The sequence below is a fragment of the Pantanalinema sp. genome, assembly GCA_036704125.1.
GTDB lineage: Bacteria > Cyanobacteriota > Sericytochromatia > S15B-MN24 > UBA4093 > JAGIBK01.
Window position 1 is genome coordinate 25,223 of the sequence record DATNQI010000021.1, and the last position, 19,765, is coordinate 44,987.

Below are 19,765 nucleotides of genomic sequence, written 5' to 3' on the forward strand. Positions count from 1 at the left end.
TTGAGACACCTTCGCACGCTCATGCTCGCCATCGCCCTCGGACTGGCCGCCCCCCAGGCGGCCGGCGCCGAGACGTGGAAGACCGTGGCCTCCGACGCGGGGGTCTGGTTCAAGGTGAACCTCCACCACCCGCACCTCGTGCGCAAGGTACCGCTGGTGGACGGCATGCGCTGGGACATCGAGGTCTCGAACAGCGTCCGGAACCACGTGGTCAAGGAGCTGACCTCGGGCCCGCTCGCGAGCGTGACCATCGACCAGAACAAGCGCTACGTCCGGATCGTGGCCCGCTGGCGCTTCCCCTACGCCATGACCCCCAAGCTCAGCCGCGATCGCTTCGAGCTGTTCATCCCCTACACCATCACCCGCACCAGCACGGTGGACCTGGCCGAGGGGCTGAGCTTCAAGCGCATGAACCGCTGGACCATGGCCGGGCCCGTCTCGGTCAACGTGGTGCACGCCGACCTCAGGCGCTACGGCCTGCGCCCCCAGCTCGCCCGCTCTGGCCAGGGCTTCTCGGTCGAGCCGGTCTCGGCGATCGCGAACCGCTCCAAGGCGCTGGCTGCGATCAACGGGTCGTTCTTCGCCCCGAAGGGCGGCGCGCCCATCGGCCTCTTGATGCTCGACGGCCAGATCGTCAGCTCCAGCTACTTCAACCGCTCGGTGTTCGGGGTGCGCTACGACGGCACCTGCTTCATCAACAACGCCAGGCTGAAGGCCGCCATCGGGCTCGGGGACAGCCGCGTCTTCGTCGCCAACGGGGTCAACCGCCCGGCCTCGCGCAACCAGATCATCCTCTACACCTCGCACTGGGGCAAGCGCACCCGCACCGTCCCGGACCCGAGCCGCCGCGAGTTCATGATAGCCGCCGACGGCACCATCACCGCCGCCAACACCGGCAACTCCGAGATCCCGAAGGACGGCTTCGTGGTCTCGGGGCAGGGCAGCGCCCTGCGCGCCATGGTCGAGCAGTTCAAGGTAGGCCAGCGCGCCGTCGTCTACCCCCGCCTCTCGGACGAGTGGCAGGGGGTCAAGTCCGCCATCGGCGGCGGACCGACCCTTGTCTCGGGCGGCCAGGTCAAGGTCACGGCCCGCGAGGAGCGCTTCGGCCCCGAGATCGCGCGCGGGCGCGCGCCCCGCACCGCGATCGCCTACCTCGGGGGCACCTCGGTCGCCATGGTCACGGTGGACGGTCGCCAGAAGCACAGCGTCGGAATGACCCTGTACGAGCTCGCGCGCCTGTTGCGCGAGCTGGGCGCCCACGACGCCATCAACCTCGACGGCGGCGGCTCGACGGCCATGGTGGTGCGAGGCAAGCTGGTCAACCGCCCGTCGGACGGCACCGAGCGCTCGGTCAACAACGCCCTGATCGTCACCAGGCCCTGATCAGGCGAATCGCCCCGCCATCACGAGATGGCGGGGCGATTCGCTTCGAACGTGGCGCTAGTACTGCCGCTGCTGGCCGTACGCGGTCTGTTGCTGGCCGGCCATGCCCTGCTGACCCTGCTGTTGCTGGCCCTGCTGCCAGCCCTGCTGACCTTGCTGGCCCTGCTGCCAGCCCTGCTGACCTTGCTGCCCCTGCTGCCAGCCCTGCTGACCTTGCTGATAGCCCTGCTGCATCCCGGCCTGGTCGCCCATCTGGTAGCCGGTGCCGTAACCAACACCGGCACCGTAGCCGAGGCCGGCGCCGTAGTAGGGCGCGTAGCCGTACGGGTAGTAGTTTCCGCCGTAGGGGGCGTAGTACGGGGTGTAGTAGTAAGGGTACGAATAGTAGCTGTAGTACGGGTAGTAGTAGTCCCCGTAGCTGAAGTAGGGGTAATAGTAGCCGCCGAGGTTGTAGTAGGAGAAGTTCCGTCCTCCCCACCAGCCCCGACCGCCCCAGCCACGGCCGCCCCAACCACGGCCGCCACGCCAGCCGCCGCCACCGCCACGAATGCCCCCGCGCCCGCCGCCCCGGAAGCCGCCGCCGCCGCCGCGACCGCGCTGCTGGACCGAGTAGCCACCGTTCAGCGCCTCGTCGATCGGGTTGTCCATGATCTTGTCCATCGGGATCTGGACCAGCTGATCCGCCTTCAGCCGCGCCGGCAGCTTGATCGCCTGGATCGGCGACGCGGCGGAATCAGCAGCCACCCCGAGGCCCTCCGCCGGCGCGCTGGGGGTAGTCTGATCGGGAGCGGTGGCGGGCGTCTGGGCGCAGCCCAGCGTTCCCGCCAAGAGTCCTACCGTCGTCCAAGACAAAAGCCTTGTGTTCGCCATGGGGGTCGACCTCCTGTCGCCAACGTGCCTCCGACCGCCTTCGCTATGGTGGTCCTCCGGCATTGCCTGCAACCATAAGCTCAATCGGTCGGAATGAAACCGGGTAATACCCCTGAAGATTGCGCTCGCTTACAGGAGAGCAAGAGCAAGGCCCCGCTCTCGTGAGATGACGCCCTCATGGGAGGACTCCCCCCAAACGGACGCCCGCTCGGCGCGATGCGCCGGGCGGGCGAGAATGCCAAGCGAAGGTTTAACCGGCTGGAGCAACATGCGCCGAGGCGCTGGCCGCCTCGGCCTGCTCTCTGGGCTCCTTCTCCACTTCCGGCGAAATGGGTGGGCCGTACGCGTAAATGCCGGAGTAGGGGTAGTAGGCCCCGTAGTAGAAGGGGTACCGGTAGCCGCTCCGGAAGATCACGTCGTTGCGGAAACCCGGCGGCCCGATCTCCTGCCAGTCGCGCAGCACCTGCAGGAGCCCCCCCTCGACGCGCGAGCGCCGGCCGCTGCGCTGCTGAACCGCGAACGCGAGGGGCGCGGCTTGCCGCGGCGCGCGAACGGCCTCGGAAGCGACGGGCGGGGCCGCGACCGGCTGGACGCAGCCGAGGATGGCGAGGGCGGCGAGCGCCAATGAGCTCTCTCGAAGCATGGAGCGGCAGGCCTCCTGTTCAAGCTGAAGATGCCGGCTTCCCGACAACGCGAGAGCAGACCCGATACGCGGTATCGGGTCTGCAACCAGGAAATGAGCGCGCGACTAGCAGCCGCCGCAACCGGCGGCGTATCCGCCGTATCCGCCGAATCCGTAAGTCGATGGGGGAAGCGAACCCGGGATGTAGGTGCTGCGCAGGGCTTCGACGGCCAGGGCCGAGGGCAAGCCGAGCGTGGTCACGCAACTGGCGCAGGCGCCGGCGTAGGGGGTCATGACGTTGGTGTAGGCGTTGTAGGCGTAGGGATAGTAGCTGCCGCCCCACGAGTAGGGATAGTAGTTGCCACCGTCCAGGTAGTACGGGTAGTAGTAGTTGCCGAAGCCGTATCCGAGGCCGCTCCCGCCGAAGAAGAAGGCATTCCGGCCCCCGAACCGACCGCCGGTGAAGCGACCGCGGAAGCCACGACCGCCGAAACCACGGCCGCCGCCACGGATGCCGCCACCGCCGCGGATGCCGCCACCGCCACCCCGACCACCGCGCTGCTGGATCGCGTAATCCTTGTCAACGGTGACCTGGTCGGCCGGAATGACGGGCAGTTGCGTGACCTTGGAGGGCTCGGCCTGGCTCGGGGCCACCGTGTTGGGGGTAGACTGGGCACAGCCCGCGGTCGCGGCCAACAGTCCCATCAGAACCACCGACGAGAATTTTGAAAGTCGCATAGGAAGGAGGTCCTCCTTTTCCCGTACAGCGGGCGATCGCCGCGCACTCCGCGATCGCACCTCGCACGTTCGACCTTAAGCCCCTGCGCCTCGAAAGGGACGCGTCACAATCCCTAAGGTTTGCGCAGGATGCGCTCGCTTAAAGCAGAGCAAGTGCAGGGGGTCGCCATCGTGTAAAGTGAGATGCAGCGCTTCTCGACGGCCCGAGCTATAATAAAGGGAACCCCGCGACCCATGCTCGAGGGGTGTCCACAACAGGAGGCCAGCAAAACCCAATGATGGAACGGAAGATTCGGGTGCTCATCGGCAAGCCCGGCCTGGACGGCCACGATCGCGGCGCCAAGGTCGTGGCGCGCGCCCTGCGCGACGCCGGGATGGAGGTCATCTACACCGGCCTGCACCAGACCCCGCAGGAGATCGTCAGCGTCGCCATCCAGGAGGACGTGGACGTGGTCGGCCTCAGCCTGCTGTCGGGCGCTCACCTGACGCTGGTGCCCGCCATCTGCGACCTCTTGCGCGAGCAGGGGGCCTCGGACATGACGGTGATGGTCGGCGGGATCATCCCCGATGCCGACGTCGAGCCGCTCAAGGCCGCCGGCGCCCACGCGGTGTTCGGCCCGGGCACCCCGACCGAGACCATCGTCGGCTTCATCGCCGCTCGCGCCGGGGCCTAGGCCGATGATCGTCGCGACGGCTCTGCTCAGGCTGCACCTGCCCCAGGCGCACTCCCTCAAGGACAAGCGCCGCGTCGTCAAGTCGATCCTCACCCGCCTGCACAACGAGTACGCCGTCAGCGCCTCCGAGGTGGAGGACCAGGACCTCTGGCAGGTCGCGACCCTGGGCATCGCCTACGTGAGCAACGACGCGAGCCACGCCAACTCGGTGGTCTCCAAGGCCGTGGCCTTCGTCGAGACCGGCCACTGGGAGACCTGGCTGTCCGGCTACGAGCTGGAGATCCTCCACGTCTTCTAGGCCACCCTTTCAAGCGGCCCTTTCCCGAACGAGATTGGCGAAGGCTTCCTTCCCTCCTCTCCCTCCTCTCGCTACGATGCCGATGAGCGAGCGAGAGGAGGAACTTCGGATGCAACCTTTCGATCCCAGGATCCTGCCCCCCCATCGGCCTCGGGCCGACGGCCCCTTCGTTCCGGCGTTCGCAGCCCAGGCGCAGGCACCGGGCTTCGCGGCCGCGAGCCTCGACTTCCATCCCTACCTGCCGCTCCCGGCGGGCACCCTCTTGGCCCGGCGCTTCGAGATCACCGAGGCACTCGGGGAAGGGCACTGCGGCTACGTCTACCTGGTGCGCGATCGCGCCGCCCAGAACGCCCTGCGGGCCCTCAAGACCTTCGACCCCCGGCGCGGCGAGGCCAAGGACGCCGAGCTCTTCCGGCGCGAAGCCAGGCTCCTGAAGCGCCTCGACCACCCCCGGATCCCCAAGGGCTACGACCTGTGCGATCACCGGGGGATGCTCTGCGCCTGCGTGGCCTTCGTCCAGGGGGAGGACCTGCTCGCCCACGTCCAGCAGCACGGCCCCATGCCCGAGCGCGAGGCCCAGATCGTCATGCGCCAGGTCCTCGAGAGCCTCATCTACCTGCATGGCCAGAAGCCGGCCGTGCTGCACCGCGACCTCAAGCCGGAGAACCTGATCCGGGATCAAGCGGGCACGATCCACCTGATCGACTTCGGCTCGGCCTCCGACCGCCCCCAGGACAAGCAGGGGGTTGCCCTCGAGGCGCTCACCACCCTGCACACCATGGGCTATGCCGCCCCGGAGCAAGCCCTGGGGCTCGAGGCGTACCCGGCAAGCGACCTCTACAGTCTGGCCGCCACCGTGCTCTACCTGCTCACGGGCAAGAACCCCCTGGTGCTCTACAACGGCATGGAGGGGCGCCTCGCGTGGAAGGTCCCGCTCAGCGGCGGTTTCGACGCCCTGCTCTCGGAAATGCTCGCCTTGCCGGCCAAGGCGCGGGTCCAATCGGCTCGAGAGGCCCTCGCCCGCCTCGATGGCTTCACGATATAATGGGGATCGCGCCCCATCCGACGTCGCAAAGGAGCACCCCGACCCCATGGCCACCCTCTCCCAGGCCCCGGCAACCGAGCTGATCGCCCGAGCAGAACAGGACCTCGCCCCGGTGTGGGCCGAGATCGAGCGCATCCGGCACCACAACCAGCGCAAGGTCCTGAAGGCGTTCATCGACCACAAGATCGGCGAGCAGCACTTCGCCGGCACCACCGGCTACGGCCACGGGGACCTCGGCCGCGAGGCGATGGAGGGGGTCTTCGCCCAGGCCATCGGGGCCGAGGCCGCGCTCGTGCGCACCCAGTTCGCCTCGGGGACCCACGCGATCGCAGTGGCCCTCTTCGGCGCCCTCAAGCCCGGCGACGAGCTGCTCTACGTCACGGGCCACCCCTACGACACCCTCGAAGAGGTGATCGGCACCCGCGCCCCGGGCCAGGGCTCGCTGATGGAGTGGGGGGTCCTCTACCGGGAGCACGACCTGCTGCCCGACGGCAGGGTGGACCTCGAGGGCCTCGTCGGCGCCCTTCGCCCCGAGACCCGGGTGATCGCCATCCAGCGCTCGCGCGGCTACGCCTGGCGACCCTCGGTCACCGTCTCCGAGATCGGCGCGATCATCGCCCGGGTCAAGGCCGTTCGCCCGGACGTGGTGGTCTTCGTGGACAACTGCTACGGCGAGTTCACCGAGGAGCTGGAGCCCTGCGACGTGGGGGCGGACCTCGTGGCGGGCAGCCTGATCAAGAATCCGGGCGGCGGGATCGTGCCCATGGGCGGCTACGTGGCCGGGCGCGAGGACCTGGTCGAGCGCGCCGCCTGCCGCCTCATCGCGCCCGGCATCGGCCGCGACGGCGGGGCGAGCCTCGACTACAACCGCCTCCTGTTCCAGGGCCTCTTCATCGCCCCCAACGTGGTCGGCGAGGCCCTCAAGGCCGCCACCCTCGCAAGCCGCCTCTTTGCCTCGCTCGGCTTCGACGTGGATCCGCAGCCCGAGGCCAAGCGCACCGACATCATCCAGTCGATCCGCCTGGGGACGCCCGAGCTGCTCGTGGCCTTCTGCCGCGGCATCCAGGAGTCCTCGCCCGTCCACGCCTACGTCCAGCCCATCCCCGACGTGGTGCCCGGCTACGAGGACAACGTGGTGATGGCGGGCGGCACCTTCATCGAGGGCTCGACCATCGAGCTTTCGGCCGACGGGCCGCTGCGCGAGCCCTACGTCGCCTACTACCAGGGAGGCCTGACTTACTCCCACGCCCGGATCGCGCTCGAGCAGTGCCTCGAGAAGATGCGCTCGGCGGTGCGCGCATGAGCCACCCCAAGGCCCCGCGGATCCGCGTCTGCACCGTCCTGCCCCAGGACGACCACCTCCTGATGGTCCGTCACCGCAAGGGTGACAAGTCCTACTGGATGCTGCCCGGCGGGGGCCTCGACTTCGGCGAGTCCTTCGAGCAGTGCGCCATCCGCGAGATCAAGGAGGAGACCGGCCTCGACATCGCGATCGAGCGCATGCTCTACCTTTCCGAGGCCATCTGCCCGCGCGGCAGCCGGCACGTCGTCAACATCTACCTGCTGGGGCGGATCGAGGGCGGCGTCATCGCCGTGCCCGAAGAGGACGTCATCGACGCCGTCGCGTTCATCCCGGTCGCGGGCCTGAACGAGGTCACCCTCTACCCCGCGATCGCCTCCGAGCTCCAGGCGGCCCACGCCGCGGGCTACACCGGCGCCATCCTCAACCTCGGCTCCATGTGGACGGACTGAGCCCGGGCACTTTCCACGCATCGCGAGCCCCCGGAGCCCCACGGCTCCGGGGGCTCGTCTCGTCTCGGGAGCGACCCCCACGCAAGGCTCACGGCGTGGCAGGAAGCAGCCTTCTTAAATAAGTGTTATCATTTTTTACCAAACTTTTTGAAGTATTTCTCATTCCGGATTGGTAAATCACGTCGCAAATCCGCTAGCCATGCGGCTTAAGCCGGCACAACGTAAGGAGAGAACATGAGACTGACGGTGGGGAAAAAGCTGATCGGCAGCTTCCTGGCGATCGCGCTGCTGGTTCTGATCTCGGGGATCGTCACCATCACCCAGTTGCAGAGCGTGAACCGGACGATGAACGAGCTGACCGGGAGCTGGTTGCCGGCGACCGCTGCGGCGGGCAAGATCGACACCAACATCTCCAACCTCCAGCGCCTGCTGAACCGACACCTCTTCGAGACGAACCCCGACGCCCTCGAAAAGGTCGAGCAGGAAATCGTCCAGCGCCGAGGGCTGGTGACCCAGGCCTTCGATCGCTACCGCCCGACCCTCTCGCAACCGGCGGATCGCGCGCTCTTCTCGCGCATCGAAGCGGAATACGGCGCTTACCTGGTCCTGCTGGATCGGACCCTCCAGATCAGCCAGACGGGCAACAAGGCCGAGGCGGTGCGCCACGCCCAGGCAAAGACCATCCCCCACTACCAGGGGATCAAGGACGAGGTCAACCAGCTGATCGTCGCCAACGAGCAAGGCGTGCTCGGTGCCTCGCAGCACGCCGAGGAGGTGCTGAAGGCCTCCCGGCAAAACAGCCTTTGGGCCATCGCGCTGGTCATGGTGATCGGCATGGCCCTCGGGCTGTGGCACTCGCGTCAGATCACCGTCAGCGTCAAGCGCATCGGGGATGCCGCCGAGGGGATCTCGCGCGGCGAGCTGGACCAGCGGCTGGACGTGACGAGCCACGACGAGTTCGGCGACATGGCGCGCACCTTCACGCGGATGACCGCCTATCTCGAGGAAGTGGCCTCGGTGGCCGAGGGGATGAGCCACGGCGACTTCACCCGCACCGTCACCCCCAAGAGCGAGCGCGACCAGTTCGGGGTCGCCATCTCCAAGATGATCGCGAACCTGCGCACCATCGTCGGGCGGGTCCGCGCCGCTTCGGAGTCCGTCGGGACCGGGGCCGAGCAGCTCAGCGGCTCGAGCTCCGAGCTGAGCGCGACGGTCTCGCAGCAGGCGGCGAGCTCCGAGGAGACCTCCGCCACCATCGTGGAGATGACCGCAAGCATCCGCGCGGTGGACCAGAGCGCCCAGGTGGTGCTCGAGAAGGTCAAGCAGCTGGAAGGCGAGTCTCACCAGCTCGGCGACGCCGTCAGCGAGACGAGCAGGGCGATCGCCGAGCTCGCGGCGAGCATCCAGCAAGTCGCCGGCAACGTCGCCCATGCAAGCCAGGTCTCCGATCGTGCCGCCAAGGCCGCGAACGACGGCGAATCGGCCGTCGCCCAGACCATCGGGGGGATCACCACCGTCGCCGACACCATGACGGCGATCCAGAACTCCGTTCGGCACCTGCAAGAGCGCTCGGGGGAGATCGGCCGCATCATCGAGGTGATCGACGACATCGCCGAGCAGACCAATCTCCTGGCGCTCAACGCCGCCATCGAGGCGGCGCGCGCCGGCGAGGCGGGCCGCGGCTTCGCGGTGGTCGCCGACGAGGTGCGCAAGCTCGCAGAGCGCTGCGCCCATGCCACCCAGGAGATCGGCACGCTCATCAAGGGGGTGCAGGCGGAAACCAAGCAAGCCGCCGAGGTGAGCCTCCAGGGGAGCGAGCAGGCAAAAGAGGGGGTCGAGCTGGCCACGGTCACCGGTGACGTCCTGCGCCAGCTCAAGGCCGCGGCGGGCGAGGTGAACGCGCTCATGCGCCAGGTCGCGAGCGCCACGGACGAGCAGACCCGCGCCAGCGCGCAGATCGTCGCGAGCGCCGAGCAGATGGGGGGCATCAACCGCCACCTGGGCGATGCCGTCGCCGAGATGAACCAGGCCACCCAGACCGTGACCTACGCGACGGGCGAGCAGCGCACGGGCTGCGCGCAGGTGGTCGCGGCCGTGGAGCAGCAGAGCCGCAGCGCACAGGAATCTGCGGCCGCCACCGAGCAGGTCGCCCGGACCGCCGACGACCTCAAGCTACAAGCCACGAGGCTCCAAGAGGCGATGGCCTTCTTCAAGACCGGTCAAGCCGAGCGGTTCCTGGAGATCGGGATCGCGCGCAGCGCCGAACGGCTCCTCACCTAACCCTCGCCAAGCAAAGCGGCCCCCTTGCTCAACCGGCAGGGGGCCGCTTTGCTTGGCGAAGACCTTATTGACAACTGGCTTCCATTAATGAAAACTAGTTGTCAATACAGCCCCGACTTGGAGGATCCCCATGACAAGCCCCGCCGCCTTGACCCAGGTCACGCTCGCCATCTTCCGGGCGAATGGTCGCCTGCTCGAAGCAGGCGATGCGCTCGTGGCCCCGCTGAACCTCACCAGCGCGCGGTGGCAGGTACTGGGCGCGGTCGCCCTCTCCTCGGGGGCTCTGAGCGCGCCGCAGATAGCGGCGGCGATGGGCGTGACCCGCCAGGGGGCGCAAAAGCAGCTCAACCTCCTCGTGAAGGACGGGCTGCTCGTCCAGCGCAAGAATCCCCTTCACGCGCGCTCGCCACTCTACGCCCTCTCCGCGCGGGGGGCTCAGACCTACGATGCAGCGGAGAAGCTCTGGATGAAACGGGCTGAGGACCTGGCCGCGGACCTGCCCAGCGAGGCGCTGCAGGCGACCTTACACGTTCTCGAGGCGATCGTCGAGCGGCTACATCGTCCCACCCCTGCAAAGGAGTAACCGAATGAAACGTTCCTTCATCCAGGCCCTCGGCATCGCTTGTGCCCTGTTCGGGCTCTTCGGCCCGAAAGGTCTTCCCGCCTCGGCGGCGCCCTTCGAGCGCCGCTTCGCCATAGAAGAGGGGAGCCAGGTGTCGTACCACGTGACCGCGAAGATCGTCGGGCTCATCGACGACGCCATCGCGGGCGCCAATCGCAGGGTGAAGGGCGAGATCGTCCTGGTTGCTCCCAACCAGGCCACTTGCTGGGCGCAAGCCGACGCGAGCGACTTCGACTCGGGCCTGAGGGTGCGCGACGAGCACGTCGCGGAGATCCTCGGCGTCCCGCGGACCCCCTCGATCCGGTTCGTCCTCGATCGACTGGAGGGTTTCGACGCCGGGCGCGAAAAGGGCCGGGTCACCGCGACGGGAACGCTCAGCGTCCGAGGACGAGATCACGCGCTGCGGATGCCCCTCGACTATCAGGTGAGCGGTGACAGGGTGCGGATCCAAGGGGAGGCGCCGCTGCGCTTCTCGGATTTCGGAATCGAGCCGCCGGTGGTCGGCCTGGTGTTCAAGCGGGCACCCGACGCCCTCACGATCCGGGTGTCGCTGATTGCGCGGGAAGTCGAAGCGAAGTAGCTCAAAAGCGCCGAACGAGGCGCCGGCCGAATCACGCGGCCGGTGCCTCGCTCATGGTTTCGAAGCCGCGAACGCCCGGCAGCAGAGGCAGCAGCGCCCCCACCAGGGCGAGCATCACCCCGGATGCGGTGAAGATGGCGCTTGGCGGCACGCGGGCCGCGAGGACCCCGACCAGCGCGTATGACGCCGGCATCACCCCCAGGACCACCGCGGTGAGCAGGCCCATGAAGCGCCCCATCTGCTCGACGGGCACGGCGCGCTGGAAGGCCGCGAGCGTCACGATGTTGAGCGCGCTCAGGGCGGCCCCCAGGATGAAGAGCCCCCCGAGGAAGCCTACGAACTGAGGCATAAGCCCCATCAGGGCGAGACACGCCCCTTGCAGCACGAACGACCCCGCGATGAGCGCGATCTTCCGCCCCACGTCGCCACGCTTCACCAGGACCAGCGCCGCTGCGATCATGCCGACGCCGAGCGCCCCCTCTAGCATGCCGAGCCCGCTCGCCCCCGCCCGGAAGACATCCCTGGCAAAGACCGGCAGCAGGACGGGGATGGGCGCCAGGAAGAGGTTCGCCACCGCGAAGGCCCCGAGCAGCGAGGCGATCGCGGGGCGCTCCGAAAGGGTCCGGGCGCCTCCTTTGAGGGTCTCCCAGTACGACTCTCCCTGCGGCGGCACGACGTGCGAGCGCCGGCTCATCGCCATCAGGGCGACGCCCGACACCGTGAAGGTCGCCGCGTTCAAGAGGAACGCCGAGGGCGCCCCGGTCGCGGCCACCAGAAGACCGCCAAGGGCGGGCCCCAGGATGGCGGCCATCTGGGTGGTCAGCTCCAAAGCCGAGTTGGCCTTGAGCAGCGCGTCCTGCTCGACCACCTCCGGCACGATGGCGAGCCCCGCCGGGGTGAAGGCCGCCCCGATGCAGGAGAGCAGGACCGCCAGGAAGAACAGGAGCGGCAGGGGCAGCAGGTGGAAGTAGGCGAGGGCGGCCATCCCCGTCACCAAAATGGCGCGCGCCCAGTCGCAGGCGAGCATGAGCCGGCGCCGGTCCATGCGATCCGCGAGCGCGCCGGCGAAGGGGCCGACCACGATCATCGGCAGGCTGGTCGCCACCATGAGGGCGCCGGTCATGGCCGCCGAGCCGGTGGTGTCGAGCACCCACCAGACCATGGCGAGCTGGTGGACGCGATCGCCGAACTGGGAGGCCGCCTGCCCGAACCAGAGCAGGCGAAAGTCGCGGCTAAACGGCGCCGGCATCGCGGTCCCTGTCCTCCTGGCGCTGGTCGGCCCGGCCGGGCTTGACCAGCCGCTGGTCGATGATCCGCTTGACCTTGCCGGTGCGTTCCAGGCGCGGCAGGCCGCCGGCAGGCAGGACCTCGAACCTGAGATCCGCGAGCAGGCCGTTGGCGAGCGCCTCGCCGAGCAGCGGGATCTTCCGAGAGACCCCGGTCGCCAGCAGGCCCTGAAGCAGGGAGACGTCGATGGCAGGATCCTCGCCCACCAGCTCGGCCCGCACCACCAGGTGGTCCTGGTGGCCTTCGAGCTTCGCCTCGAGCTGGATCATGGAGCTGAGGCCCTCGACGGTGCTCGCGGCCTGCTGGAAGTCGGCGTAGGGGAAGACGTGGCCCGCGACGATCACCACGTCGTCGCTGCGCCCGAGCAGCTCCAGGCGCGGCATGGAGCGACCGCAGGGGCAGTCGCCTTCGACCCAGCGGCCGAGATCCCCTATCTTGTACCGGATGAGCGGCATGATTCGCCGGTTGAGGTTGGTCACGACCACCTCGCCGAAGCCGCCCGGGCCTGCCGGCTCGCGGGTGCGCCGGTCGATCAGCTCCACGTACTGGTGGTCGGCGTGGATGTGGTGCTCGGCCCCCTTCGAGTGGGGACACTGGAAGCCGATGGGGCCCGCGTCCACCGTGCCGTAGCCGATCGAGCCGATGACCTCGACGCCGAAGGTGCGCTTCAGGTACTCCTGCTCGCTCGGGTAGAGGTGCTCGCCGGTGTAGAAGACCTTGCGGATCCGGATCCCCTCGGGGTCGGCCTTGATGGCGTCGAAGACCCGCAAGAGCCAGGACGGCAGGCCCATCAGGGTGTCGATGCCGTAGGCCCTCAGGAAGTAGGGGATCTGCTCGGGCGGCACCGAGCTGGTGAAGGGGAAGCTGTTGCAGCCGACGATCTCGAGAGCCCGGTTGACCGAGAGGAACGAGCCGTAGAGGCCCCCCGAGTAGAAGAGGTTGGCCACGCGATCGCCCCGGCGCAGACCCACCGCGTAGGCCCCGCGCGCCGCGCGCGCCATGTCGTCCTCGTAGTCCTCGAACGAGAAGACCGAGAGCTTGGGCGAGGCGCTCGACCCGCCGCTGCGCAGGAAATGGCCGCCCATGGGGGCTTGGGTGAACAGGCCCTCGCCGACGGGCGGGGTGTGCAGGGCCACGTCGTCCCGCTCCATCAGGGGCACCTTCGCCCAGTCCTCGGGCGACGCGACTCGGATGCCCTCGAGCCGATCCCGGTGGTACGGCGCCCGGGGCGCGAGCTCGGAGACGAGGCGCAGGCGGCGGCCGAAGGAGAGGGCGTCCAGCTCCTCGGGCCCCAGCCACTCGGCGCCGTCGAAGCGATCGTTCGCCTCGCTGAAGCCGATGGAGACCCACTTGACCAGCTCGTTTAGGGCGATCAGGCCGTCGTGCGGCTCGCCCGGCGTCCCGCCGCTCATCTCGGCGAGCGGAGTCACGCGCAGGACCCCCGCGGCCAGGAGCCTGTCGGCGATCCCGAAAAGGCGCTCGGGCGGAATCGAGACGCCCGCCGTCTGGAGGGAGTCGCCGTAGGGCGCGAGGTGAGCGGGCAGCTCGGAAAGATCGTTCAGGCGCTTGACGTAGAGGGTGCGGAACAAGGGCGAGAGCTTGAAGGCGGGGTCCTTCTCGACGATGACGGTCCAGTGGGGGGCGTTGCCCGGCGTGTACAGCTCGGCGGTGCCCATGGCCGCGTCGAAGCGCGCCATCTCGCGCTCCTTGGTCACCTCGGCGCGCTCCTGCATGGTGAGCGGGCCCTGCGGCAGCTCGCGCTGCACGGTGGAGAGGGCGTCCTGCAGGCTTGCGACGAAGGCCCGGGTGGGCGCGCCGTCCTCGGTGGGGTCCTCGAGGTAGAGGACCTGAGGACTTGAGCAGGCGTTCTGGTCCCAGAGGGCGAGCGAGCGCGCCATGTCCATGGCCACCTCGGGGTGGAGGAGGCGCTCCTTGGCGATCGCGGCGAACGAGACCTTGGGGCCGTACTCGACCAGGTGGGCCTTGAGCGAGAGGCCCTCGCGGTACTCGCGGACCACCTCTTCGCCGCCCCACACCACGATCCCGTCGCAGTGCTGCTGGAAGACCTTGTGGAGCCGGCTCTTGCCGCCTGACCACGAGAGGATGGCGATCGAGTCGGCTACCGCTCCGTCAGGATCGCACTCCTTGAGGGATCGGGCGAAGAGCAAGGGGAAGAGGGGCGCCTTGCTCGCGGCCTTGAGGAGGTTCACGTTCTTGGTGATGACCCCCTCGATCATGCTGAGGATGCCGCCCGTGAAGACGTTTCCGCTCGAGACGTGCAGGACCACCCCGCGCGGGACCGCCCGCTTGAAGGCCGCCCCGTTGCCCCCTTGCCACATGTCCAGGGCGTCCAGCGAGCCGAGTTCAAGGCGGATCTTGGGCTCGAGGTAGGCGCGCGAGAGCGCCATCTTGAGGCTACCGAGCTCCTGGGCGACCATCTCGCTCGAGAAGCCGATCTGCTCGGGGATGCGCCGCATGACCTCCTGGCAGCCGGCATAGGCGGGATCCGCCCAGAGCCTGGCCGCGCGGTCGAACACGCTCAGGATGCGGTCGATTGGAACGCGCGAAAGGCGCTCCTTGCGCTCCTGGGCCTCGACCAGGATGTCGCGCACCGTCTGTTCGGTGAGCTCACCTTTCAGCGTTCGCCCGAAAACGTAGTGTTCACGCATCGCAGTCCCCTACTTCAAAAGCTGGCTGGCCGAGATGGCGCAGCCCTTGTTCTTGCGCGTCCCGGCCCGCCCGATGATCGTCACGGTCGGCATCGAGCGCCCGCACGGGCAGTCCCCCTGAAGAGTGGCCAGATCGCTGGTCAGCAAGGACATGGCGGGCATCGCGAGGTTGTAGGGCGTCACCAGGTTCAAGAAGCCCACCTCTCCATACGGCAGCACCTCGAGCGTCTCGACGTCCCGCACGTAGGCCCTGGCGAAGGTCGGCACGTGGAACCGATGGTGTTCGCACTGGAGATAGGGCACCCCGTGCTCGACCATGCCGTAGCCGTCGCGCACGTTTCCTGCCGGGATCCCCAGGTATTCCTCGACCTCGGCCACGAAGGCCTCGGGCTCGATGCGCTCACTTTCCGACTTCTTCCACCCGCCGCCGGTCAGGACGTAGGAGTCGGGCCCGAGGTCGAGCTTGGGCATGTTCAGCTCGCGCATCCGCGACACGATCCGGTGCAGGAAGGCGGGAAATCCCAGGATCCGCACCGGCGCGCCCTCTTCGGCGTAGGCTTGCAGCACTTCGAGGGCCTCGGCCTCGCGGAAGGCGAAGGCCTGGGTCGCCTCGTCCCAGCGCAGGGCGTGATACGAGCGCTTCTTCGGCGCGTACTTGGTGATGTTCGAGTCGGTGTAGGCCGTCCCCACGTTCTTGGCCTCGCTCGGGTCGTAGGCGAAGATCAGGTAGTTGGTCAAAAGGTCCTGCCGCACCAGCCCCATGGCCTCGTGGGCCAGATCCACCATGCCGAGCCCGCGCGCGAGCGACGCCGCGTCGAAGAAGATCTGGCTCTTCTGGCCCCCGGTGCCGCTGGAAGTGAGGTTGAGCGCGATTTGATCCTTCTCGATGGACAGCAGCTCGTACTTCTTGAAGACGTTCACGAAGACGTGCGGCACCCTCGGCACGTCTTCGATGGTCTCGAGGTCCGAAAGGGAGAAGCCTTGCTGCCGGCAAAGCTCGGCGTAGGGGCCGTGATGCGCCAGGTGCCACTCGAGCGCCTCGGCGAGCGCCGCGACGAAGGCCGCGTCGTGCGCGGGGCTTTCGTCGTAGATGCCCGAGAGGGCCATGTAGCGGTCAAGGGCGGGGGTGTCGGTCAAGGTCGGCATGGATTCCCTCGCTAGCGGCCTCTTCAGGAAGAGGCGAGTCCGTTCAAGCTGCGATCGAGTGTGCGTTTCACCTTGCCCGTGACGGGCACCCGCGGGATCTCGCCCAGGTCGAAGACGGACACCCCCAGATCGAGCACGTGGCCGGTCTGGATCAGCTTGGCGAGATCCGGCTTGTGACGCAGGACGGCAGCGCGCAGGCGCCAGGCGAGATCCGCGCGATCGCCCGTGTAGCCCGGCCGCGCCTCGACCTTGACCGTCAGGCGGTCCTTCATCAGGTCCCGCTCCTTGACCAGCTGAACGTTGGTGGTCAGCTCGCTCAGCTCGGCGACCGCCCGGATCACCTCGTCGTAGGCCACCGTCGCGATCCCGATCCGCAGGTCGTCGTTGCGGCCCAAGAGCTCGAAGCGCGGGAAGGTCCGGCCGCAGGGGCAGGGCCCCGGCACCATCCGGGCCATGTCGCCCACCGCGTAGCGGATGGTCGGCATCAAGAAGCGATCGAGCTCGGTCACGAGCACGAGGCCCTCCTCGCCCTCGCTCACCGGCTGGTAGGTCACGGGGTCGACCACCTCGAAATAGACGTGGTCCGAGTGGACGTGGTGGACGGCCCCCTCTGCGTGGGGGCACTGGAAGCCGATGAGGCCCGTGTCCACCGTCGCGTAGCCGCCGGAGGCGACGACCTTGAGGTTGGGCAGGCGATCGTGAAGCCAGGTGCGCTCCTCGACGTAGAGGTGCTCGCCGCCGTAGAAGATCTTCTCGATCCTGGGCAGGACCTCGTCGGGCAGCTTCTGGACCACCTCGAGCACCCACGAGGGGATGCCCATCAGGGTGTTGATGGCGAAGCGACCCATGTTCTGCGAGACCGTCTCGACCGGCGCGTTGCCCGTGAAGGGGAAGTTGACGCAGTTCATCTCCTCGAGCACCCGGTTGATGAACACGAAGGACGAGTAAAGGCTGCCCGCGACGAAGAGGTTGCCCACCCAGTCGGTGGAGCGCAGGCCGGCGGCCCCGTAGGTGCGCTTGAACAGATCGGTCACGTGCCGGAACTCGTCGTAGCTGAAGGCCGAGAACTTGGGGCTGCCCGTGGTGCCGCCGCTGCGCAGGACGTAGGCACCAGCCAAAGGCGCGGTCAACAGCGCGTCGCTGACCGGCGGCGAGTTCTGGACGAGCAGCTCCTTGGTCAGGACCGGGATGGCCTCCGGGGTCCAGGCCCCGTCGAGATCGATCCCCTTCAGGTGGTCGCGGTAGAAAGGAGAGCTCGCGCGCGAGAGCGCGAGCAGCGCCGCGAGCTTCTTTCGCTGCAGGCCCGAGAGCACCTCCGGGGCGAGGGTCTCGACGCCCTCGAGCGGGATGTCCGCGATCAAACCAGCGCCTCGCCTTCGTCCTGCGGATCGGCGAAGTGCATCTTGACCACCAGGTTGCGGTACTCGGTGTTCTGGAGGTAGACGTCGAGGAACTGGCGATCGCGCGGGGTCATCTGGACGTTCGAGAAGTTGAGGGGCAGGGTCGAGCGCGCGAAGACCAGGTAATCCCGCCGCTCGCCCTCGTGCTCGTCCATGCTGGGGAAGTAGGCGCAGGGCAGGAACTGAGCGGCGAGCGCCGCGCGCTGGATCTCCGGCTCGTAGGCGTCCACCAGGATCTCCAGGTACTCAACGCCCACCTTTCGGGCAGCGTCGAACACGGCACCGAGCGCGATCTTGAGGTCGGCCACGCTCGCTTTGAGGCCGACCATCACCCCGTGGCCGTCCTTGCCCTCGTAGTTGACGTAGGCCCGCACCGCACCGTCCTCGGTCTGCAGGAGGAAGTTGGGGGTGTGGAAGGGGTAGAAGTCGAAGAGCAGCTCGCCTGCCGCCTGGGAAGCCTCGTAAGCCTGCTTGACGGCGTCCCCGCGCACGATCCGCAGGCGCGGCACGTCGCGCTGAGGCATGATCTCCGAGGGCTCCAGGTTGAACGTGTGCCGGATGATCCGGTAGAAGCCCTCGACCTCGGGGATCAGCTTGGGCAGGCGCTTGCGCTTGGCGAAGGCCTGCGGGTGGAAGATGGCGTTGAGGCCGTGGGTCTCGTAATCGGCCAGACGGTGAACGTTGGGGAAGATCCCGAGGCTGACGAAGCCCAGCTTCTTGAGGAGCTTGCTCGGGCCGATGCTCGCGGTGCGGGTGGTGGCGTAGATGACGTCCACCAGGCGATCGCGGTGCATCAGGGCGTTGATGCCGCTCTGGATGGTCACGTACATCAGCTCGTGGCGGCGGAAGTCGGGGTGCACCACGGCCGCGTAGACCTTGCCGTTGCGCTGGCCGGGGTCCACGTCGAAGATGACCGAGCCCACCACCCGGCCCTCGCAGATGTTGATCAGCCAGTAGCAGTTGGGATCCAGCAGGGCGCGATCGCGGTCCTCCTCGCGGTTGACCACGTCGAGGGTGTACGCCCCCTGGTAAACATCGTCGTAGAGCGCGAAGATCGCCTGGCTGTCGTCGGGGGTCGCCCGGCGCATCTCGACTTCGCGGCCGTCCTCTAGGGGAATCATCCGTTCCATGTCACCATTTTACCCAAGGCTGCATGCTTGTACCAGTCACGGCGCTGCAAGTCCCCCATTTTACCCAAGGCTGAATGGTTGTACCAGTCGGCGCGAGGGAGAGTGACATGCGGGGTATAAGTTGTTTGATCGCTCCATGTCCCGTACCCTCATGGGGGACCCGATCGCCTGCTTCAGAAGGACCCCGCATGCACCGTCGCTGGACCCGAGCACTCATCATCGCCGCCGCCGTGGCCCTGCCCGCGTGCGTCTACGTGCCCGCGAGCAGCTACCTTCCGATGGCGGGCACCTCCTGGAACACCGCCCAGGATGCCGAGAACGCGGCGAGCCTCTCGGTAAGCCTCAAGCTCGATGCCATCAAGACCGCCTCCGCGTTCCAGGACGGCACCTACTGGCAGACCAACCAGGTCTCGGTCTCCGTGCTGCGCGATCACATGCTCCTGGACCACAAGGCCTTCGCGATTGGCGCGCTGAGCGCCGACAAGCTCAAGCTCAGCTTCGAGAACCTAAGCGAGGGATCCGTCCAGGTCGTCGTGGAGGTCCACGCTCCCGGCGGTGCCCTGATCGCGGAGGGAAGCGAGGAGATCACCCTTCGCGCCGGCCGCAAGCGCTCGATCACCCTCGCGGTCGTCCCCACCCGGGCTGAGCCCGACGACGACTTCGGGGGCGAGGATCCCCTCGCCCCGCCGCGTCCCTTGGCCCACGCGGACCCCAACGACTTCTTCCTGAGCCAGATGTTCGACGCCCGGTGGAACCCCGGCGCGCCCGCCTGGAGCCAGAACTGCGGCCCTGCGAGCCTCGCGATGGTGCTCAAGGCCTACGACATGATCCCGCCGCTCATCGGCACGCCCGAGGACCCGCAGGAGTTCATCCTCAAGACCCGCCGCGCCATGATGGGCAACGAGGTCGACGCCCTGTCGAGCCTCGAGGACCTGGAGCGCGGCGCGGAGAACCTCGGGTTGAAGCACGAGCGGACCTACGGCCTCGAGAGCGTCCGCACCGCCGTGATGCTCGGAAAGCCCGTCATCGTCGCCGGCAACCCCGTCGCCTACGGCGGCCGGTTCGGCAGCGACCGGTACTCCCCTTTCGACGGGGGCCACTTCGTGCTCGTCACCGGCATGACCGGCTCGCAGGTCTACCTGAACGATCCCCTCTCCCGGCAGGGCAACATCGCCGTCACCGTCGGCGAGTTCCAGCGCTACATGGGCTATCAGGACTGGAACGTGGGAATGACGGCCTACCGCTAACGCCCGACTCGCTCCATCCCCG

General features: G+C 68.0%; 18 protein-coding genes. 10 read left to right on the forward strand and 8 right to left on the reverse strand.

What is annotated here, in order from left to right:
• Positions 1 to 1,383 carry a phosphodiester glycosidase family protein gene (locus tag V6D00_03040; GenBank protein ID HEY9898137.1) on the forward strand — a complete coding sequence of 461 codons (1,383 nt, stop codon included), beginning with the start codon at positions 1 to 3 and terminating at the stop codon, positions 1,381 to 1,383.
• Between the two features lie 57 nt (positions 1,384 to 1,440).
• Here V6D00_03040 and V6D00_03045 read toward each other — a convergent pair whose 3' ends face one another.
• From V6D00_03045 to V6D00_03055, 3 genes are all read right to left on the reverse strand, one after another.
• Positions 1,441 to 2,127, reverse strand: coding sequence for a hypothetical protein (locus V6D00_03045; GenBank protein ID HEY9898138.1), 687 nt, complete (start codon positions 2,125 to 2,127; stop codon positions 1,441 to 1,443).
• Positions 2,128 to 2,503: 376 nt separating this feature from the next.
• Positions 2,504 to 2,896 (reverse strand): hypothetical protein, encoded by a 393-nt coding sequence (locus V6D00_03050; GenBank protein HEY9898139.1) that lies wholly within the window; start codon positions 2,894 to 2,896, stop codon positions 2,504 to 2,506.
• Positions 2,897 to 3,001: 105 nt separating this feature from the next.
• Entirely contained in the window at positions 3,002 to 3,613 is a 612-nt protein-coding gene (locus V6D00_03055) for a hypothetical protein (protein ID HEY9898140.1), read from the reverse strand.
• Between the two features lie 278 nt (positions 3,614 to 3,891).
• Here V6D00_03055 and V6D00_03060 point away from each other — a divergent pair, with 278 nt between their 5' ends.
• From V6D00_03060 to V6D00_03095, 8 genes are all read left to right on the forward strand, one after another.
• Positions 3,892 to 4,287, forward strand: coding sequence for a cobalamin B12-binding domain-containing protein (locus V6D00_03060; GenBank protein ID HEY9898141.1), 396 nt, complete (start codon positions 3,892 to 3,894; stop codon positions 4,285 to 4,287).
• A gap of 4 nt (positions 4,288 to 4,291) precedes the next feature.
• Positions 4,292 to 4,585 carry a DUF503 domain-containing protein gene (locus tag V6D00_03065; protein HEY9898142.1) on the forward strand — a complete coding sequence of 98 codons (294 nt, stop codon included), beginning with the start codon at positions 4,292 to 4,294 and terminating at the stop codon, positions 4,583 to 4,585.
• A 109-nt stretch (positions 4,586 to 4,694) separates the two neighbouring features.
• Entirely contained in the window at positions 4,695 to 5,630 is a 936-nt protein-coding gene (locus V6D00_03070; protein HEY9898143.1) for a serine/threonine-protein kinase, read from the forward strand.
• Positions 5,631 to 5,676: 46 nt separating this feature from the next.
• Positions 5,677 to 6,933 (forward strand): methionine gamma-lyase family protein, encoded by a 1,257-nt coding sequence (locus V6D00_03075; GenBank protein ID HEY9898144.1) that lies wholly within the window; start codon positions 5,677 to 5,679, stop codon positions 6,931 to 6,933.
• Positions 6,930 to 7,382: an NUDIX hydrolase gene (locus V6D00_03080; GenBank protein HEY9898145.1), complete on the forward strand. Its 453-nt coding sequence runs from the start codon at positions 6,930 to 6,932 to the stop codon at positions 7,380 to 7,382. The genes V6D00_03075 and V6D00_03080 overlap by 4 nt, the downstream gene beginning before the upstream one ends.
• Positions 7,383 to 7,616: 234 nt before the next feature.
• Complete coding sequence (locus tag V6D00_03085; GenBank protein HEY9898146.1) at positions 7,617 to 9,662, forward strand: methyl-accepting chemotaxis protein; 2,046 nt, start codon at positions 7,617 to 7,619, stop codon at positions 9,660 to 9,662.
• Positions 9,663 to 9,792: 130 nt separating this feature from the next.
• A complete protein-coding gene (locus tag V6D00_03090) occupies positions 9,793 to 10,245 on the forward strand; it encodes a helix-turn-helix domain-containing protein (GenBank protein HEY9898147.1) in 453 nt (150 codons plus the stop codon).
• 4 nt (positions 10,246 to 10,249) lie between these two features.
• On the forward strand, positions 10,250 to 10,864 hold the full coding sequence (locus tag V6D00_03095; GenBank protein ID HEY9898148.1) for a YceI family protein: 615 nt from the start codon (positions 10,250 to 10,252) through the stop codon (positions 10,862 to 10,864).
• Positions 10,865 to 10,895: 31 nt separating this feature from the next.
• On the opposite strand, the gene V6D00_03100 is transcribed toward V6D00_03095, so the two are convergent.
• The 5 genes from V6D00_03100 to V6D00_03120 are packed head-to-tail and all read right to left on the reverse strand — an operon-like array spanning position 10,896 to position 18,496.
• Positions 10,896 to 12,113 (reverse strand): MFS transporter, encoded by a 1,218-nt coding sequence (locus tag V6D00_03100; protein HEY9898149.1) that lies wholly within the window; start codon positions 12,111 to 12,113, stop codon positions 10,896 to 10,898.
• A complete protein-coding gene (locus tag V6D00_03105) occupies positions 12,097 to 14,820 on the reverse strand; it encodes an acyl-CoA reductase (protein HEY9898150.1) in 2,724 nt (907 codons plus the stop codon). The genes V6D00_03100 and V6D00_03105 overlap by 17 nt, the downstream gene beginning before the upstream one ends.
• 9 nt (positions 14,821 to 14,829) lie before the next feature.
• Positions 14,830 to 15,966: a hypothetical protein gene (locus V6D00_03110; protein ID HEY9898151.1), complete on the reverse strand. Its 1,137-nt coding sequence runs from the start codon at positions 15,964 to 15,966 to the stop codon at positions 14,830 to 14,832.
• A gap of 23 nt (positions 15,967 to 15,989) precedes the next feature.
• A complete protein-coding gene (locus V6D00_03115; protein ID HEY9898152.1) occupies positions 15,990 to 17,327 on the reverse strand; it encodes a hypothetical protein in 1,338 nt (445 codons plus the stop codon).
• Complete coding sequence (locus tag V6D00_03120; protein HEY9898153.1) at positions 17,324 to 18,496, reverse strand: GNAT family N-acetyltransferase; 1,173 nt, start codon at positions 18,494 to 18,496, stop codon at positions 17,324 to 17,326. The genes V6D00_03115 and V6D00_03120 overlap by 4 nt, the downstream gene beginning before the upstream one ends.
• Positions 18,497 to 18,684: 188 nt before the next feature.
• On the opposite strand from V6D00_03120, the gene V6D00_03125 reads away from it, so the two are divergent.
• A complete protein-coding gene (locus tag V6D00_03125) occupies positions 18,685 to 19,743 on the forward strand; it encodes a C39 family peptidase (protein HEY9898154.1) in 1,059 nt (352 codons plus the stop codon).
• Positions 19,744 to 19,765: the final 22 nt, after the last annotated feature.